General features: G+C 33.0%; 16 protein-coding genes. 15 read left to right on the top strand and 1 reads right to left on the bottom strand.

Annotated elements, in window-relative coordinates; genetic code table 11:
• Positions 1 to 90: 90 nt before the first annotated feature.
• The gene (locus VF726_RS13410; protein ID WP_440168822.1) at positions 91 to 2,202 is read right to left on the bottom strand and encodes a penicillin-binding transpeptidase domain-containing protein; all 2,112 of its coding nucleotides are present in this window, start codon (positions 2,200 to 2,202) and stop codon (positions 91 to 93) included.
• Positions 2,203 to 2,363: 161 nt separating this feature from the next.
• On the opposite strand from VF726_RS13410, the gene VF726_RS13415 reads away from it, so the two are divergent.
• The 15 genes from VF726_RS13415 (at position 2,364) to VF726_RS13485 (ending at position 19,128) form a co-directional block, all read left to right on the top strand.
• The gene (locus VF726_RS13415) at positions 2,364 to 2,840 is read left to right on the top strand and encodes a hypothetical protein (RefSeq protein ID WP_440168824.1); all 477 of its coding nucleotides are present in this window, start codon (positions 2,364 to 2,366) and stop codon (positions 2,838 to 2,840) included.
• Between the two features lie 13 nt (positions 2,841 to 2,853).
• Positions 2,854 to 3,816 (top strand): single-stranded DNA-binding protein, encoded by a 963-nt coding sequence (locus VF726_RS13420; RefSeq protein ID WP_440168826.1) that lies wholly within the window; start codon positions 2,854 to 2,856, stop codon positions 3,814 to 3,816.
• A gap of 196 nt (positions 3,817 to 4,012) precedes the next feature.
• A complete protein-coding gene (locus VF726_RS13425; protein ID WP_440168829.1) occupies positions 4,013 to 5,944 on the top strand; it encodes a hypothetical protein in 1,932 nt (643 codons plus the stop codon).
• An 85-nt stretch (positions 5,945 to 6,029) separates the two neighbouring features.
• Entirely contained in the window at positions 6,030 to 6,986 is a 957-nt protein-coding gene (locus tag VF726_RS13430) for a hypothetical protein (protein ID WP_440168831.1), read from the top strand.
• A complete protein-coding gene (locus VF726_RS13435; protein WP_440168834.1) occupies positions 6,976 to 8,541 on the top strand; it encodes a response regulator in 1,566 nt (521 codons plus the stop codon). Before VF726_RS13430 ends, VF726_RS13435 begins: the two co-directional genes overlap by 11 nt.
• A gap of 111 nt (positions 8,542 to 8,652) precedes the next feature.
• A complete protein-coding gene (locus VF726_RS13440) occupies positions 8,653 to 9,966 on the top strand; it encodes a CpaF family protein (protein WP_440168837.1) in 1,314 nt (437 codons plus the stop codon).
• A 20-nt stretch (positions 9,967 to 9,986) separates the two neighbouring features.
• Positions 9,987 to 11,042 (top strand): type II secretion system F family protein, encoded by a 1,056-nt coding sequence (locus VF726_RS13445; RefSeq protein ID WP_440168840.1) that lies wholly within the window; start codon positions 9,987 to 9,989, stop codon positions 11,040 to 11,042.
• 19 nt (positions 11,043 to 11,061) lie between these two features.
• Positions 11,062 to 11,976, top strand: a complete 915-nt coding sequence (locus VF726_RS13450; RefSeq protein WP_440168842.1) for a type II secretion system F family protein — start codon at positions 11,062 to 11,064, stop codon at positions 11,974 to 11,976.
• A gap of 134 nt (positions 11,977 to 12,110) precedes the next feature.
• Positions 12,111 to 12,632, top strand: a complete 522-nt coding sequence (locus VF726_RS13455) for a prepilin peptidase (protein ID WP_440168845.1) — start codon at positions 12,111 to 12,113, stop codon at positions 12,630 to 12,632.
• Positions 12,633 to 12,637: 5 nt separating this feature from the next.
• Positions 12,638 to 13,210: a TadE/TadG family type IV pilus assembly protein gene (locus tag VF726_RS13460; protein WP_440168848.1), complete on the top strand. Its 573-nt coding sequence runs from the start codon at positions 12,638 to 12,640 to the stop codon at positions 13,208 to 13,210.
• 35 nt (positions 13,211 to 13,245) lie between these two features.
• The gene (locus VF726_RS13465) at positions 13,246 to 14,070 is read left to right on the top strand and encodes a hypothetical protein (protein WP_440168850.1); all 825 of its coding nucleotides are present in this window, start codon (positions 13,246 to 13,248) and stop codon (positions 14,068 to 14,070) included.
• A 206-nt stretch (positions 14,071 to 14,276) separates the two neighbouring features.
• Entirely contained in the window at positions 14,277 to 14,552 is a 276-nt protein-coding gene (locus VF726_RS13470) for a hypothetical protein (protein WP_440168853.1), read from the top strand.
• The gene (locus VF726_RS13475) at positions 14,549 to 15,475 is read left to right on the top strand and encodes an ATP-binding protein (RefSeq protein ID WP_440168855.1); all 927 of its coding nucleotides are present in this window, start codon (positions 14,549 to 14,551) and stop codon (positions 15,473 to 15,475) included. The genes VF726_RS13470 and VF726_RS13475 overlap by 4 nt, the downstream gene beginning before the upstream one ends.
• Positions 15,476 to 15,505: 30 nt before the next feature.
• Positions 15,506 to 16,885 (top strand): replicative DNA helicase, encoded by a 1,380-nt coding sequence (locus VF726_RS13480; RefSeq protein WP_440170170.1) that lies wholly within the window; start codon positions 15,506 to 15,508, stop codon positions 16,883 to 16,885.
• Between the two features lie 146 nt (positions 16,886 to 17,031).
• Positions 17,032 to 19,128: a DEAD/DEAH box helicase gene (locus VF726_RS13485; RefSeq protein WP_440168858.1), complete on the top strand. Its 2,097-nt coding sequence runs from the start codon at positions 17,032 to 17,034 to the stop codon at positions 19,126 to 19,128.
• Positions 19,129 to 19,736 lie beyond the last annotated feature (608 nt).

Raw genomic sequence — 19,736 nt, forward strand, 5'->3', positions numbered from 1 at the left:
ACCTTTTTCATAGCTTCTCACCTCCTAATCTATTGTTTTTATATACTTTTTTCCCTGCATATGGATTCAGATAAAAAAAGACGAGCCCCGTTATGAGCTCGTCTTTTCTGACCAAATTGTTAATTTGTTTATCTTTTTATTGTATTCTCCAGGTTTGACTTCTTGGTATTTCACTATACCTTCACCGTGAGAAGTAATGTCGATATTATACCTTTCAAATAAGTGATGTGCTTCAGCATCTGATACACCTTTTAAATTAGGTATGTATGTTTTTCCTTTACCTTTTATATTTTCAGTTTTTAATTCGATATACAATTTGTCTTTTTGTTGTTTATACTTTTGACCAACAACTACTTCTCCTGGTCCATTTTTTGTAACCTTAACTTCTTTCTTCATTTTCTTTTCAATTTTTTCTTTTGCAACATCATATAAATTATATTTCACATCAGGAATATTATATTCCTTAGCTTGTACAATCTTATCTTGTCCGTTTGCTGGCTTCGTTCGTTTGTCACCTGTATATCTTAGAATTTCTGTCATAGCTTCGTGGAATACTGGACCACCAGATTGACTACCGAATTCTACACCTTTTGGATCATCCACTACAGCCAACATAACATATTGTGGGTTGTCGTAAGGTACGAATCCTAAGAAACTACCAATGATTGTACCTTGTTTGTACACACCATTTTCTACTTTCCAAGCACTACCTGTTTTACCTCCACCGTCAAACCCTTCGATTTGAGCACCTTTACCTGATCCTTTTTCCATATTAGCCTTTAGATAACTTCTCATTAAATCTGATGTTTTTTGTTTGTATACTCTATTTTTCTTTTCTTGACTCCACTCATACTGTATATTACCGAATTGATCTTCAACTTTTTCAACAACAGTTGGTTTAACATCATACCCACCATTTACAACCTCAGAAAATGAAGTAGCTAATTGAATTGGTGTGATACTAATACCCTGACCGAACGATACCGTTGCTTTTGCTTGTGCATCGCCATCTAGTCTTTTCACGCTCGGTATTAATCCAAACTCTTCGTTCGGAAGTTCGATACCTGTTTTTTGACCTATACCAGCTTTTTTAAGGCCATCAAGCGTTTGTTTACTTGTCATTGATCTGGAAATGTCAATCATACCAATATTTGAAGAGTTTACAATGATATCTTCAAGGGTCATAGTACCTAAACCTACACCGTTCCAGTTTCGAATAGTTGCTCCACCAATGTTTATGTGTCCTGTACCATCGTACCACGTAGAATTTTCGTTAATATAACCTCCATCTAGTGCGGCTGCCATATAAACTGGTTTGAAGGTAGAACCCGGTTCATAAACATACGATGCTGGATTTCTATTAATTGCCTCTTGTTTATGAGCTGTATAATCGTTTGGATCAAAATGAGGATAACTTGCCATTCCTAAAATCTTTCCGTTATTTGGATCCATTACAATAGCGTGCATTTCCTTTGGTTTCATTTCTTTTGCTGCTTTATCCAATGTTTGTTCTAATGCATATTGAATATAGCTATCTATTGTTAATGTCACTTGTTGGCCCGGTACCGGTTTCGATGCTGTTTGGAATCCTATCGGAATTTCTTTTTTAGAATGATCGAATTCTGAAACTGTATAACCTGGGATACCAGATAAATAATGATTTAATGACATTTCTATACCTGCTCCAGGTGCATTTTCATAGTTAACAAATCCTAGTAAAGTACTAGCTAAGTTTCCATTTGGATAATATCTTTTTGGGGCGTTACTTATTTCAATATAACCTGATACTTCCGATTCTTTCAGTTGCTCCGCTTTTTCAGGGTCCACGCGATTTGCTATTGAAGTCCAAGCAATCGGTTTACCTTTTTTATCTTTTGACTCTAATTTCTTCATAATATCTTTATATGGAAGTTTTAGTGTCTCACTTAACGTTTTTGCAACTTTTTTTCTAGTTTTTTCACTTTCTATCAAGTTCGGATATGTAGCAATATTTTTAGCGTTTAAACTCATAGCTAGTGTCCGACCTTCTCGATCCTTGATTTCCCCTCTCTCAGGCATTTCTTTTACCTTTCTTACCCTTTGTTCAACCGTGTCTTTTTGTAGTTCGCTAGCCTGAAATAGCTGAAGGTATGCAAATTTACCAGCTATAATCAAAAAAACTACTAAAACTACGATTAAGGTTCTTGCAATCGTCTTTTTCAAGTTCGGAACACCTCTTATTCTATTGTGACTGTCATTAAACAGACTTACTTTTTTTTAGAAGAAACCATTGTAGCTATTTCTATTTCTTTTTAAAATTCAAGGTTTTAAGACTTGTGAAGATAAAATACTCTTAGATTATCTTTGATACCAGGGGGTATTATATGAAAAAGAAAAAAAGACCGAATAAAGTAGAACAACAAAAGAAAAAAATTCTACTGGATTCCATTCTAGAAAAATGGGTTTGTGTTAAACAAATAGTTGATGATCAAGAATGCTATTTGTATATCAAACACCGATTACGTGATCCTAATTCTCATAATAGAATTGAGCAAATCGTTCTTAGTCCAGAACCATTTGAATGTGGAATCTATTACATAACGGAATATGAAATCGATAAAATCCTAGATATGTCTTTAAATGAAGAAATTTTAGAAATTCGCCCAGTTAGGTTTGATCTAGAGATAGGATTATATTCTGAAAAAGAAAAAATAACATCATTTGAAGAACTAAAACAATATCTTGTTGAACAAAGATATGTAACGAAACAAGATATTAGTCACTACTCTAACTATGAGCAAAAACCGCCGGGCACTCAGGAAATACTATTAGGATACAACTCTACGAAAAGAACTATGTAAAGGGGGTAAATTTTTGAAAACTATACATACAAAACCTTTTAAAAACAAAATAACTTTAAGCGGTGAAATTGTTGCTATGGATGATATGATCCGCTATATTCCCATTCCTTTAGCTGGGTTTGATATTCATTGCTATAGAGAACAAAAAAATGATGGGGAACCACAATTTGATCACATTCGAGTTATTACTTTTGATAATGAAACAGTCTTAGATGATTTCGAAATTGGGAATCGAGCGCTAATTAAAGGTGAATTACAGAGTAGAAATTTTACGACTACACATCCAATAACTGATGAGCTTATTCAAAATGGTGTAGAGTTGTATACAAGTATGTTCGGTGATGGTTTACCTGCCGAAATCCAACCTACTTCTAGAATAAAACAACCACTTTCTTGGGATATGCTTTTAGAGCATCATCTCATTACTGAAATTCCTCCTGATTCTATGATTAGAGAGAATGGCGTAAAAGAAAAAAATGATATTCAATGTTATATATATAGAATCGACCATAATGGTGAGGTCTATAAAGAAATGGAACATACAGCCTTTGAAGTTATTGCTCACGAAATTACAAAAATTGAAGAACCTCTAAATGCTCAAGAAGGCGATGTTAATCACGTCGTATTCCACGGTAGAGTTAGTCGCCCACCGATTTTTGATATTATCGATGGTAATCCTTTTGCTAAAGTTACAGCACAATCATTTGTAGAGTATTTTCAACCTGATGAAAAGCGCTTTGTATTTTTCAACTTCTTCGTATGGGGAAAAAATGCAGAAATATTATTATCTGATTTAGCTGAGGGCGATCAAATCAGATTCACTGGTAGAATCCAGAGTAAAGAAATAGAGCGTTTATTAAGATTAAAAAAGAAAAACGCTGCCGGTAAAACAAAACGAAAAAAGATACCTATTATTGAAATTACTAGAGAAGTATCTGTAGGTAAAATGGCTAAAATAATACAAAAGACACCGTAATTAACGGTGTCTTTTTTTTATATTTTCCTGTTCAATTTCTTGCTTTTTCACTGATTTTATTTATCTTGCAAACAAATATTTGTGGTGACTGGTTTTACATATTAATTAAAAATAGTGTTTACATTCAATAATTATATATTCTATATGATAAAAATCTTAGACCACTACTAAATTGATTTTTAAAGGGGGGAAACTTATGGCTGATAATATTTTTAAATTACTGTTAGAAGGTACAAGAAAAACTAGAGAACGTTCTAGTACTGACGATAAATTGAAAAGTATATTAAACAATCAAGAAAGTATGGATTATAAAAATAGAAATAGCGGCCAAAAATCAAATGATTTGTTATCAGATTTTGATGATTTTTCAATTGGTGAAGAAAGAGAAAAGGTCGATTATTTATCTGACATAGATAAACTATCTATGAAAGAATTAGATAAGAAGGCCCCTAAAGAGCAACTGAAAATACTTAAATTAGAATACAACAGACTTTATGATAAATTAACTTCATTAAATAAAACAATTACGGCTAACGAACGAGTTATAAGTGATATTCAAATGGAACGAAGAGAAGAAGAAAAACAGATACAACAAATGAAAGATTTAATAAGAAAGATTGTTCACCTATTCCCAGGTCAAAGACATATAAAAGATCTAGTAGATAGAGGTAACTGGGATATTAATGAAGTCTTTGATGATATTGAAGAAATTGTACGGTCAGTTTTAGATAAACTAAGAGAAATGGATACTTTTATTGAATCGGAAATAAGTAAATACAGTGAAGAAAATACAGTTTTAAAACAAAAAATACTTCAATATAAAGAGTATGTTGCAAAAATAGAACAATTAGAACAGATGATATTAAATGGTGGCCATACTCCTCCTGCTCAACAAAACGTTACAATAAATGAACAGATAAATGATGAAGTTGAAGTAGAACAACCAGATCCAGTAAATGTTGAGCCTGAATTAGATGAAAATCAGGAATCTATCCATAACGACACTCCATCAAATTCAACTGATGATTCTGCCCAACCAACTGTTCCAGAGCACAATCCTCACTTTCAAAGTTTCTTTAATGAGTTTACAACATCAGTTACTCGTATGAAGGACGAAGAGACAAAAAGTAAGACTCCTGCACCTGCTCCTTCGCCAACTCCTGCTCCCTCCCCTGCTACTCCTCGCATTGAGAAAAAACCATCTCCTTCTACTGTTCAAAAACCAATTCATAACCCAATCAACGATACTATTCCTACTACCGAAACAGGAACAAAAAAACATCCTCTATCACCAGATTATGTAGAAACGGAAAAACAAGAAGTTGAAGATTTATTTGATTCAAATATTGAAGAATACATACAGAACTTAAGTGCTCAACAAGAATATGTTCTTACCATTATTGGTAAAACGGGTATTTCGAGAAATCCAGACTTAAAAGAATACCTAAAAGATGATCCTATCGGTCAAAGCTTCTATGTTAGTGGCAAAAAGTTTAATTACACTTCACTTTCCAAAGATGTAAGTGAATTGAGAGATAAAGGTATTCTTAGTGATCAACAAGTAAACTATGGCGGTAAAGGTGGCGGCTCAATATTCATAGTCTATGAACTATCTAAAGTTGGTAAAGCTTGCTTTAAAATGTTGAATGATGATAACCCTGTAGTTCCGGAAAAGAAACGTATTGTTGATCTTCACGCTAGCTTAGAACACGGTTACTTAATTAAAGATAGTGCTAAACTGTTCCAAGAAATGAACTATAAAGTCTATACGGACCTAGATGATGTATCATTTAAAATTGATAAAACTCACCGTAAAGTATTTGATTTTATTGTTGAAAATGATGAAGGAAAGTTAATGTACATTGAAGTTGAGCGCGGTACACACACACAAGAAGGATTCTCTAATGCTATGGACAAAATCTATCAGATTACAAAAGAGTTCTATTTCATTTGCCCTAATGACACAATTAAGAATAAGGAAACAAAGAAAAAATTCTTTACTTGGATTACAAAAACACTTGGTGGAATTAAAAATGCAGATGTAATCTTAAATATGACGACAATTGAGCAACTTAGAAAGAAACCGAAAAACGTGTGGGAAGTTACTGACTTAAGGAACATTAAATAAATGCCTTTTATGGCATTTATTTTTTGCTTTATTTCTTGATTTTTTCTTGAATATCGATAGATTTTTTTTAAGCGAGGTGATTTAGATGAAAGGTCGCTTTAAAGATAATGCAAAGCGAATCACTCTGATTGTGCTTTTCCTTATTATTTCTATATTAACGATTAGTCTTATTTCAGGAAGAATTGGTACTGAACAAATCATTCTTCTAAAAAAAGATGGATTAAACGTATCTTTACCGCTCGACCAACAATTAGAGTTCTTTGAGAAAAAAGAAATATCAAAAGGTGATATGAAAGCCTTTAAAGGAACTGTGGTAACTGATTTAGCTCAATTAAAAGATAAACGTCTTATATATGAGTTGAAACCAGGGAGTCCTGTTCCACTAGCATCATTAATGGAGCCAAATGGCGCTGGACAATTTGCAGCATTAATGCCAAAAGGGAAAACTGTTCACTTACTACCTGAAGCTAAATTAGGTCTTCCTCCTGTTCAAGAAGGAGATTTCATTAACATTGGTCTTTCTTATAAAGAAAAACAAGCTGATGATTCTGAAGGTGTTAGAACGGGTGTTTTAATGAGAAACTTGAAAATATTTAAGATCATTGAAAATAGCATTTATGTAGAAGTTGATCTAGAACAAGATTTAGTTTTATCTACTGCTTCGCAATTAGGAACATTTATCTATCAAATACCTGGCCAAAATAGTGGTTCTATATGTGACCCAGCGCAAGGTAAAGAATGTAAACCTGAAGATAGCAAGCCAACTATTATTCAACAAAAAGATATTTTCGATGCAATTATAAATGGAACTTATTCTGGTTTAGATACCGAAACTGTAAAAAAGGCTATTGAAAACCCAATAGAAAATGCTGATGAAATATCTAACAAACTGGTAAAACCGGATAAAAAGGAAAAAGCATCTAAAGAAGATAAAGATGCAAAAGATGATAAAAAAGAAAAAGATAAATCTAACAATATAGATGATAGTAAAGAAAAAACGAAAAAAGATAAACTTAGCGGAGGTGAATCGAATGAACAATAATAAAATAAAGCTTTATATTGTTGATCCAAATCCGAATTTTATAGACACGATTGAAGGAGTATTTTTTGATAAGACCGATCTCGGAATTTCCGTGGTCGGTTCTGCTACTAATACTTCTTACTTCGAAAAAGATAAACAAAAGATTGCTCAAGCTGATATTTATTTAATATCTGCAAATTTACCGGATGGGACTGGATTAAAACTTGTTGAATTTATAAGAAAAAATTCTGTAACAAAAGCAAAGCCGATAATTTTTACGATTGATACACAAACTCGTAATCACGCCTCGGTCGCAAAAGAAAAAGGTGTAAATAAGATATTCCAAAAGCCGTTTTCTATTAAAGATCTTATTTCAGCTATTTATACATTAACAGATACTCCTTTTGGTAACCCCTCTTTAGCAAAGCAACCGCAACCTTCAAATGAAGAGCCGCATTTACCTTTTAGAAAAAATATACAAGATGAGCCCAACCAACAAAATGGAGCAATTAGGCCAAGTAATACTATTGCTCAGAATGAAGATGAAGAAGGTCCATTTAGAAAAGTAATGAATAAGGCGATACCGAAAAAGAACAATGACTCACCATCTGAATCTACATCCCCTTCCACTTCCACTTCTAGTCCTTTTCCTACTAAAAAGAAATCAAATCCTGACGATTTATTTTCAAAACTTGAAAACAATCCCCTTTTAAATACAAATGAGGTAGTGGCTGCCCCAACTAAAGTAGATGCTCCGACAAAAACAATTGTTACTTTTACTTCTGTTGCTAGTACTGGGAAAACATCTGTAATGACTAATGTTGCGATGGCAATTCAAAAGTACGCGAAAAACAATCCAAAAATATGTTTAATTGACTTGAACCTACTTTTCCCTACCGTACAATTTCATTTCTTAATGAAAGAAGTTAAGCAAGCACAAAAAGATATTTACGATTTAAGTGCAGACTTAAATTATTTAAATGAAGACTTGATCCGTTCTGCTTTGAACCTTCATCAACCGTCTGGGATTTATATACTTAATACACCTCCTGAACCTGAATTTATCCATAAAACAAATAGTATTAATTCAGAGCAACTTGAACGAATCTTAGTTCACCTACGAGATATGTTTGATGTTATTTTAATAGATACTTCGAACTTAATTACGGAAGAACTTGTTTTATTCCCTATTCAATTCGCTGATAAAAATATAATTATGATGGATCCTAATTTCACAAATGTTGTTCGAGTGAATAAATTCTTTTATGTTCTAAAAAGACTTGAAGATTCTATAAAAGAGCCACTACTTAACAAAACGCATTTAGTGTTAAATAGAGAAGCAAAAAATAAATCAATTCACACCGATACTGCACGCGACTTTCTTTATGATAAGAGCTTTATAGTGAGAATACCAGAGGATCCAGATTTCCTAGAATATACGAATAAAGGTAAATTCCTTGTTAACGGAGAAACACTTTCGTCTTCTGCAATTATCGACTTAGCAAACTTCATTTATCCTATTAATCCAACGATTGAAAAGAAACAATTCTTCAAACTTCCGATATTTAAAAAGTAGCTTATATCTCTTCTAGAGATGTAAGCTACTTTTTTACACATTTCCTTGATTTTTCAACCACTTTGAATACTTTATATGTAGCTTTTTTTAGTGGTTTCGGGGGTGTAAACAATGTCAGATTTTTTTAACCGAATGGTAAATAACAATATAGAAACTGAGAACAACTCTAGAGAAGTTGAGGTTCAGAAATTAAAAGATGTTGTCCAAAAGAAATTGCCTAATTATATTGATAACCAAGTAATATTTGGTATTTCGGACAAACAACAAATCGAAACAATTAAAAATCATATGAGACATATCATTCACCAGACCGGTACTTTTCTAAGAAATTATGAAATTGACCAGTTAGTTGAATCATTTGTATTAGAAATTACTAGTCTTGGTAAATTATCAGCTTTAATGGAAGACCCAACAATAACTGAGATTATGATCAATGCACACGATGAAATATGGGTAGACCGCAGTGGTACAAAACAGATTACTGATATAACATATGCCAATGAGCAGGAAGTCCTTGAATTAGCCCAACGTATCGCCCGAAATGTTGGTCGTTTAATTGATGTGCAGCATCCATTTGTTGATGCTCGTTTACCAGATGGTTCTCGTGTAAATATCATTATCCCTCCTGTTGCACGTAAAGGTGTAACAATAACTATTCGTAAATTCTCCAAAGAAAAATTAGGTATTGAAGACCTAGTAAAATTCAATTCACTTACTCCGGAAATGGCTCGCTTTTTACGAAATCTTGTTTTCGCTAAATGTAATATTATCGTTTCTGGTGGTACTGGTTCAGGTAAAACTACTACCCTAAACGTTATTTCTAACTTTGTGCCTGACGATGAAAGAATTATTACTATAGAAGACTCTGCCGAACTTCAATTAAGTAATGCTCATTTCGTTTCATTAGAAACAAAAGACGCGAATGCTGAAGGTAAAGGTCGAGTTACAATTCAAGATTTAGTTAAGAACTCCTTACGTATGTATCCAGATAGAATCATTCTTGGTGAGGTACGTGATCATACTGCATACGATTTACTGCAAGCTATGAATACAGGTCACGAAGGTTCAATGGCTACAATTCACGCAAACAACCCTGATGAGTGTATATCTCGTATGGCTTCCCTTATCTTAGAGCGCGGTCAGCAAATGGAAGTAAGACAAGTTAGACGTGACATTGGCCATTCACTAGATATCGTTGTGCAAATCAATAAAATGCGTGATAAAAAACGAAGAATTGAATGTATTTCTGAAGTTATCGTAACGGATGATGGCGTAGTGAAAACCGTTCCAATCTATGAGTTTAAAGTAGAAGGATTAACAGAAGATAACAAAATAGTTGGAGAATTCGTAAGAACAGATTATACTCCATCTGTAAATCTACTATATAAATTTAAACAAAACGGAATACCTACAAATGGATTTTAATACCATAGGGGGTGAAATCATTGTTTATCATTGAAAAGATAATGGAACTCTATAGAAATGAACTGATTTCAATGTTACAGATTAATGCTCTGACATTAATATTCTGTGTGATTTTCTATGATTACTGGAAGAATCGAAATAACCCATTATCAAGACAAGTTTTAGACAGAATGAAAAAGAAAAAAACAAAAGGTATAAAGAGATTTTCTATTAACTTTGATGAGTTTTTCGATTTCTGGAGAAAACGACTTGTTAAAGTAGAAAAAAGAGCAGAAATAAGATTAGCTCGTGCGAATCTAGACTTCCGCCCTAAAGAGTACGTAACATTCTTTATTATAGGTGTTATGGTAGGTGCAGTAGTTGGTTTCGTGATCTTCCCCTTCTCTAGTATCTTTAAAAGTGTGTTATTCTTCCTCGGAGACAATTACTTCAGAACATTTGTCGCGAGAATATTGGCGACTGTAGCGTTTGGTGCAATTGGCTCATTAACTCCTTATCTATGGACACAACGATTAATTAAAATACGAATGAAAAAACTAGAAGAACAACTATTAGAATTCCTTATGAGTTTAGCAGATGGTGTTAAATCGAGTCCGACAGTTCAAGAAGCCCTTAGTACGGTAGCAAATGAAATGCCAGAACCACTCTCTTCTGAATTGAAGAAAACTGTACAAGAACTTCAATATGCAAAACCTTTCGAAGAGGCACTTGAAAACCTCTCAAATCGGATTGGTATGAAAGAATATACATTAGTAATAAACGCAATGCAGATACAAGATAAAACCGGTGGAGAACTTGAAAAATTACTTCGCAATATGGCTAAAGTGTTCCAGGAAAGACAGGAATTGATAGCGGAAGTGAAAAAGATCGTTCGCGGTCCGAAAACAACAAGTTATATCTTATTATTCTCTCCATTTGGGTTAATTGCTATGTTTGCAATGATGTCAGATGACTTCTTCTCCGCATTATTCACATCACCTATTGGGTGGGGAGCGATTATTGCTTCTTGTGTTCTTTATGTAATTGCTGGTTTCCTAATTTATAAAATTAATAAATACATAGATAAAGTTGTTTAAGTAAAGGAGGTATCTGCTAATGTTTAGTATCATCACTTCATTTGGAATAGTCGAATACATCCTTATCATCTTGCTTACTGTTTTCCTAGCGATTATTGGAATACCACTCTTTACAACTAACGCTGAACGAGCGCATACACGGCTAACTTCCCTTCTGTTTATCTCAAAACCAAAACAGGAAGCGAATTTTAAAGAAGGTTCTATCTTTGTCAGAACGTATAAAATGGTTGAACGTTATATTGCTAATATCGTGGACAAACAGATTCGTAAAGGTAATTTCGCTAAGTTAGAACTAAAACTTAAGCAAGCTGGTAATCACTCTACTACCCCTATCCAATATTGGACTAAGAAAATTATATTTGCTATTGTTGGTTCATTTATTGGGATACTTACTAAAAATCCTGCCTTCATATTATTATTTGCAGCACTTGGGTTCTTCCTATTGGATCTACGATTAAAAGATGCAATTGATAAAAGGCAATTCATATTAAAAAATGAAATTCCCGATTTCTTAGATTTAGTTTCAGTTACTTTTCCAGCTTGTGCGAATATCGAACAAACCTTTGAACTCGTTTGTGGGAAAGTAGATAGTGAAATATCAAGAGAATTTATGATTGCACTTACTGAGATAAAATATGGACGTAAAAAAAGAGTAGTATTCAATGAGTTGGCTCTACGTACTGGGATTCGCGAGGTTAGTTCGTTAATTACACAAATTAACCAAGCAGAGACATTTGGTACTGGTTTAGAAGAAGTGTTAATATCTCAAGCACAAAGTATTCGTCAAGCGAAAAAAGAATTAGCTGAATCTCGAGGTAATAAAGCATCCTTCTATATCCTTGCTCCTGCTGCTCTTCTATTAATAACTTGTATTCTAGTTATCGCAGGACCATTCATTATTCAATTCATTAATTCAATGGCTATGTTCCAATAAAAAAACAACAGGTATATCCCTGTTGTTTTTTGCTAATTTCTTTTGAAAAATCTACAAATATACATATAGTGTAAATGGGTTAATACAACGATTACCTTGGCCCTAACCGAATTTTGTTAATCGGAGGCGAAACAATGTATATTCTGTTTTTATCCATTTTACTATTTATCGCCGCCTATTTGGATTGGAAAACCTTAAAAATTCCAAATTGGCTTCATTTAATTGGATTCAGTTTAGCTGTAATAATGACATTACTCGGTTATAACTCGATGACATTTAAAGAAATGCTATTGAATTCAATGTATGTCTTTCTACCTTTATTTATGTTGTGGTTCGTTTCTACCTTACTACACTTTAAGGCGATAGGAGCTGGTGATGTTAAGTTATTCGGTATCTTAGCGTTATTTATTCCAGTTGCAGATTCATACTTGCTTTTACTAATCACATTAGTACTTGCTTCGATATTAGCACTTACTAAAATTCGTTCGAAACGATTCTTAGAAATGTTCGAAGACCTAAGTTATTTTGTTTTTTATGGCATTCCTGGGAAAAGTGATGGTAAGATGCAAAAAGTCCCTTTAGGCCCTATTCTATTTTTGGCGTTCTTATTCTACTTAACGCCTTACTATGATGTCTTTTCTTCATATTGGGGGTGAAACAAATGAATTTTTTAAAAAGATTTCGTAAAGAAGGACAACTATTTATTCAATATCTTATCGTACTGCCTTTAATGATTATTACATTATGGTTAATGTTGCAATTAATTGTTTACGTATACGCAAATAACCAAGTTGATAATGCTGCTGACAATGGCGCGCTCATTGTAGCTCGTGAGCTTAGAGGGACAACTGATAAAATCAATGTACTCTCTACAAAGGACCAAGTAATGAATAACTTAATCATTGGTCTAAAACAAGATGTTGATAATAATGGATTCATTTTATTCTCAAAGGATTACGATAATAATGACATCGATAAGACTGGCTACTCGTTATTGGTTGAGAATGAAGCAGGATGTAAAACTGCACTACAAGACAATTCTAAACAACGAGTAATTTGTGCATATACGAATAGTATTACTTCTAATGGTAAGTCACACGATCAAATCACTGTGAGAGTTAAAGTACCATTCCGTATCATTGGTAATTTTGTACCGTTCTTAAAAGATAATATATTCTTATATGGAACTGGGTCAGCAACAAAAGATATCTCTGGACGATTCCAATACTATTGATTCTTCAGCTTTTCCGAGAAAAAGGGGGTGCATATATGAAGAACTTTAGGGTAATGAAAGACAAAATAACAAACCTCAACTTTAAAAAATATCGAAAAAAAGGCGATATCTTCCTTCTATCACTCTTCTACTTTCTCTTTATCACATTAATATTTGCTATCTTTGTGAGTTTGACGTTAATGTCTGAGACATTTCAACGCGCGCAAAATTCTGCTGAGACTGGGGCTAGAACAAGGGCATTAGCAGTTAATGTTCCGTTAAAAGAACAATACGGTATTGTTGATGCGTTTAGACAACCTGTTTCTGAAGGATACAAAGTCAATTATAAGGAACCTCCTTATAGTATTGTTCCTTCCCCAGGTTACGATTTAGCTGTTTTGGATCCTGCATCCACGGCGTATAAACTTGCTTATAGCAATGCAGATTCAGCTGCTAAGCACGCAGTAATCGAATCTATCAATAGTACTCTTGGTTCCAATGAAGCAGGTAAAAAAATTATTGATTTAAAACCGGAAAATATTTGTGTACAAGTCCTTCCTTTACCTAAAGGTGGTTCTATAACTAAAAAGGATAAACTTGATTTCAAGTGTAACGCAACGGTAAATGGTAAGGCTGCTACAATATCTGCTGACAATGTAGAAGTATATGGTACGGACCATAATACAAATAACGCTGGAAACTTAAAAGTCCATAACGTAGTCTTTGTTGGTGTAGCGTATGAAGATCATCACTTCTTCTACAAGTTGTTCCAACGTATGGCTCACGGTGAGGATGAATCCACTTGGGATGCTCCACCTGTTAGACGAGTTTGGGCAATTGCTTATCCACAATTAGATGCTTGTACCGGTTCTGAATGTTAAAAGACACGTATTATACGTGTCTTTTTTTAATTCTATTTCTTTATGTTATTATCCCCTCTTCCTTTATATCACCTTTGCTGTTTACAAAGAAATGCTATAGCAACTATGGATAATAGTTTTGATGACTTTTTAATTATTTTTAATGTTTTTCTGGATATACTTCGAAAAAAATAATAGAGCTGCTTATCTATAAAAGGAGTGTTTAAATGTTTGATAACAGGCCTCTATCGATGAATGAGAAAAAGAAATTGCATCCTAATTATTATCAAGTTATTCAACACTACGAATCTGTAACAAAAAGAAGATTTATGAAAGATGAACTAGTTGTCTTAAAGCTTATGGTTGAAAGTGCTTATCCCGCACAAATCAATCAAATGATTAGTAGATATTTTAAATTATATCCTGATCGCTTTACTTCTCTGCACTACATCTATAAACCGGTGTGTAATATGTTTAAAAATAAACGAGGTGGTAACAAGTGAGTAAAGATGTAAATGTATTCTTAGATGTTATTGGTAAAAATACTGGTAAGACAAAAGAAGATTCTGCATTTGAAACAAATGTTGATCCCGTATTAGAACAAAATGAATGCCCTTTTGGGGTGTGTAATGGTAGTGGGATGATAAAAATAGATGGCCATAAAAGTTCTTCCTATATTCAATACTGTAAGTGTTATGAGGAAGCTGTAGTTGTCCAAAAGTTGAAAAACGCGAAAATATCTTTAAACTATCAAAATAGAAACTTTGATTTTGATGACGGAAAAACGAATGCTATTTTATTGAAACCGAAGCTTGAGGTTGAAGAATTTAAACCGAAAAAGAAAAACCAAACAGTTCTTGATGAAAGTGCTGAAGAATTCATAAATAGGCATTTCATATTAAAAAACCAAGACCGAAAGTTAGGAGAAATTCTAAGCTCTTTCTCTGAAAAGAATTTAGATTTAATGAACAATAAAAATAAGCCTGGTAATCTCCTATTATTCGGGGATCCCGGTAACGGAAAAACTACGTTGGCTTGTATTATAGGCACGTATTTTCTTAGACAAGGTAAAAGCGTCTATTTTTCTACAATGGATGATTTCTTAAATGCTATTTATGATAAGAAAATAAATCCGATTAAATTAGCGAAAGAAATTGATGTACTTATTTTAGATGAATTTTTCAACGAATATCATACGGATTCACAATGGGCTAAGAAAAAAATTAAAGAGATATTAAAAATTCGTGATGAGTACAAACGAATGACCATATGCACATCTAATGGTAATCCAAAAGATTTCTCTTTACTTTACGGTAGCTCTATTATGAGCATCTTGAAAGGTACTTTCTTCTTATTCTATCTAGAACGCAATGGAGATGGACGAGTAGAAAATATGCACCAGTTATATAACGATTTTGGCTTTTAGTGGTTAAAGGGGCGATATGATTTGACTACAGTGCAGCAAGTTACACCTGAAAACAAACTCTCTACGAGAAGGAGAGAAAATGCAATCCTCTCTTCTATCTTATTTAGTAAAGAATGTAGAGAATTAGCAATCCAACGAAATGTGAATACTGATTTTTTTGTAGATAAACGAATCAGAAAACTAATCTACATATTCAATGGTCTTTCCCGCGCTAACATCCCTCCTACTCTTGATATCATTGTTGAACAATATTATCCCAAAGATGAAGATGATGAAAAAAGAACGAGACTGTTAGAAGATTTAATGAAGTTACGTGATGCCTGTCCCCCTTCTGAAGTAGAACTATTTAAACAGCATATGTTTTTCTTGAAGAAACATAAGAATCTTGAAAAGTTACGCAAGCTTTTAAATAAAACACTTGTGATGATAGATACAGAAGAACAGTCCCCTTCCTTTGATAAAAAAACCACATCTTTCGATTTTCTAAATGCTCAATTTGATGAATTAATGAAAGATTTTACCTCTGAAGAAGCGAAAAGCTTAAATCTTTCTGAAGGACTATTAAACCTTGTAGAACAAATTCGTAAGCAAAGTAAGAATCCTACCATTAGTGAAACTGTTAGTAGTGGCTATGATGAGATTGATGATGTTTTGTCTGGTGGATATCGAAAAGGCGGTTTTACTCTTATTTGTGCGCGGCCAGCAATGGGAAAAACAGTATTTATGTTAAATCACGCTATTGAGGCAGCAAAAAAAGGTTCAAAGGTTCTCTTTATATCGATAGAAATGAGTTTAACACAATGTCTACAACGAGTTTTATCAAAGGTGTCCTCTGTTAAAATGAAACACATTCTTCAACCTTCTGAGCTTTCTGAAAAAGAAATTGTTGATTTAGATGCTGCCGCAAAGGAAGCTTCTAGTGTATACGGTAAAAATCTATTCTTTGAAGAAGTTACCTCTATAAATGCTCCTCAATTAGAAGAAAAAATAAAATTTTATAAAAAACAGTTTGGAGTAGAACTCGTCTTTGTGGATTACATTCAAATAATGAGAACGAAAAAGAATGTCTCTCCTAACTTAGTCGCTGATTACTCAGAAATATCATATGATTTACGAGAAATCTCTAAAGAATTGAATATTGCCCTTGTTCTTGGTGCTCAATTGTCTAGGGATCCTGAAAAACGCGAGGATAAGCGTCCAATGGATTCTGATTTAAAGAACTCCGGTAGCTTTGAACAAGATGCGATCGCTATCCTCCACCTATATCGAGATTATGTTTACAATAAAGAAACTGAGGATAAGAATATTCTTGAAGTAATATTCGGTAAGAATCGATTTGGAGCTGGTAATGTAACTATAAAATTACCGTACGATTATTCTCGACAATCGATTTACCAAAAAGTCGCCTAAGAACGTCCAAATATTTTGGACGTTCTTTTTCTTTAAACAATGTATTACAGGGAATTGTTTTTTTAGTTTTAAAAATACCATATATGGTTTCGAAATATTGGAGGTGTTCCCATAAGAATCTATAGTCTTTAGATTCTTATTCATATATGGATTATTTTGAAGGCTTAACCTTAACAAAACCTTTGTCTTACGTAACAGTTATATTGTGTAAGAACCCTAGTGGATTTCTAATTGAATTCCCTCAAAACAAAAAAATATTCGCCAAATTGGTTAATATACCCGGCGCTCTATTTGGAGACGATTCCCCTTTTAATAGGTCATTTTATATACCTAGAAATCAATACCAGACTTTACGACAGGTATTAGAAGAATCTGCTGTTTGGAGAGACCAAAAGGAACTGCAAGCAGACTTAGACTTTTTAGGTATCCCTGAAGAATCGTTACAAGATGTTTTAGGTAGATTGCCTAATGATATTGATACATCGTTTATGAAAATTGAACCATATGCATTTCAAAAATTGGCGATTGCTTGGGCTGCTGCCGATAAAGGGCTAGGGAAAGAGATAAAAGGTGGATTACTTGGGGATCAAATGGGATTAGGAAAGACTATTGAAGCGATGGCCATTGCCGGATACTTCAAACAGCAGGGGTGGATACGAAATTGTCTTGTTGTTACACCTGCCACTGTTAAAACACAATGGGCTCAAGAAATTGATAAATTTGCAAATGAACGTTCTATCATTGTTCGCTCAAAATATAAAGGCTTCGATGACAGAAAAGAACTGTATGAAAAAATCAAACAAGACAAACCCTTCTTTACCATTATTAATTACGAACTGTTATACCAAAAAGAAGTTACGGATACTGTAGTAGTAAATAAAAATAAACAATCAGGAAAAGAGAAAAAGAAAAAAATATTTGGTGATTATCTAGATTTAAAAGAAATACAATCTATTGGCTACGATATGATCATTATTGATGAAGCTCACAAAATGAAGAATCCTGATACAGAGATTGCTAAGGTCATTAGACAAATTGACGTTAAATATAAGTTACTTATGACTGGTACCCCTATTCAAAAAGAACTAAAAAACATCTTTCAACTTTTTGATTATATCGATCCAGGTATTTTATCTAATCCTAATTTAGATTTTGAAAAACGCCGCCTTGCATTCGAAACTCAATTTTTAATGGTCAGATTAAATCCTTTTGTTTACTCCAACCGTAAGCAAAAGATACCTGAAGTATTTGGCGAAAAGAATGAGATAGCTCTTAGAAAAAGATTTAATCCTTTCTTATTAAGAAGACTTACTCAAGATGTAAGTGATGAAATGCCAGACCAAGTAATTATAGAAATAGTTGTAGAGTTTAATGATGAACAGCTAAAAATCCTAAGTAAAATTAAAGAACAAATTGATGTCATTAAAGGTAATTTAGAAAAAGAAAAAGATATGGAGAAAATCATAATCCTCGAAAACACTCTCAAAGGACTATTACAAACAAGAATGATTGTTTGTGACTCCCCTTCCCTCTTGCTTGAAAGTAACTCCAATTTAGTAAAGCGTATTGTTGGCAAAAAGAAAAACTTTGCAAGAGTACAAAAACTTGATCGCTTGCTTGAAATAGTTGAAGAAATTGTTTTTGATAACAATGAGAAAGTCGTTATTTTTTCAAAATATGCTCGAACTGCTGACCTGCTTCAAGATGAAATTAAGAAATTAATTAATAAGAAAGCAAAAGAAGAAAAGCTTCCTGTTTATGATTCATTTGTTTACAAGGGTAAAACGAAACAAGGATGTAAGTTTAGGGATGTTTTAGTTAAAGAAAATAAAGATACCTCGGCTGCTGTATGTTCAGGGTGTCCATATTTCAAAGAATGTGATACTAGAACGAAGTATGCTTGGTTATTCCAGAATGACCCCTTAACGAGAGTTATTGTGGCCACTGACGCCGCTAATTTTGGTGTAAATCTACAAGAAGGTAATCATCTTATTAATTACGACTTCCCTGATGAATTTAGTACTTATTTACAAAGAAATGGTCGTATTCGAAGACTTGGTTCAAAACACGATAAAGTATTTATTTATAATATGTTTACAATTGGTGGAAAAGATGAACAAGTTTATAAAGCAATTGAGCGTCAAATTAAATTAAATGATAAGGTAATTGAGAACAGAGATATGGACTTGGAAGCAATAAAAAAAGCAAATGAAGAAATTGAAAAAGCTATTAATGATCTCTAAAAAATAATTCTTCACCATTTGTGTATATTAAAAATTGATTCTAGAGTATTTAAAGAAAATAATAAACAGTTTCAGAAAACTACCTTATTTGGTATAAAACTGATTAAAAATCATATTAAACCAAATGTTTTTTATATAATCTCTGTAAAAATTAAGCGTTTATTATTTGCTTTTAGTGAAAAGGTTTATTTGTTATTATTAATTTCTTAAAGTGAGCGTTCTTTGATATACTCATCTCGCTGTTCTTTCCCCTCTCACCTTTTATAATGAAATAAAAAAGAATTGCCTTTTACTTTCCCTCGAATTAAAATTGCCTTGTATACTTGTTTTTTGTTTTTACGTTGTGAATTTGGAACACAGTTATTTTAGAACAAATAAAAAAACACCCAGAGGTGTTTTTTTATTTATAAGTTCTCGCTGTAGATTGTAAAACCACCTGTCCTTGCACTCTAAATAATCAAAATATATTTGGTATTCCCCCTTTTTCTTTTTCTTTTTCTAGAGTAATTCAAGATATGCTTTACATATTAAAACACTTCATATCGGAAGCAATTCATTATATCGTTAAATCCCCTTCTCACCCACTTATACTACCGGTTATGAGAATG

Origin of the sequence: Bacillus sp. Brlt_9 (genome assembly GCF_051948935.1) — a bacterium.
Taxonomy (GTDB): domain Bacteria; phylum Bacillota; class Bacilli; order Bacillales; family Bacillaceae_G; genus Bacillus_A.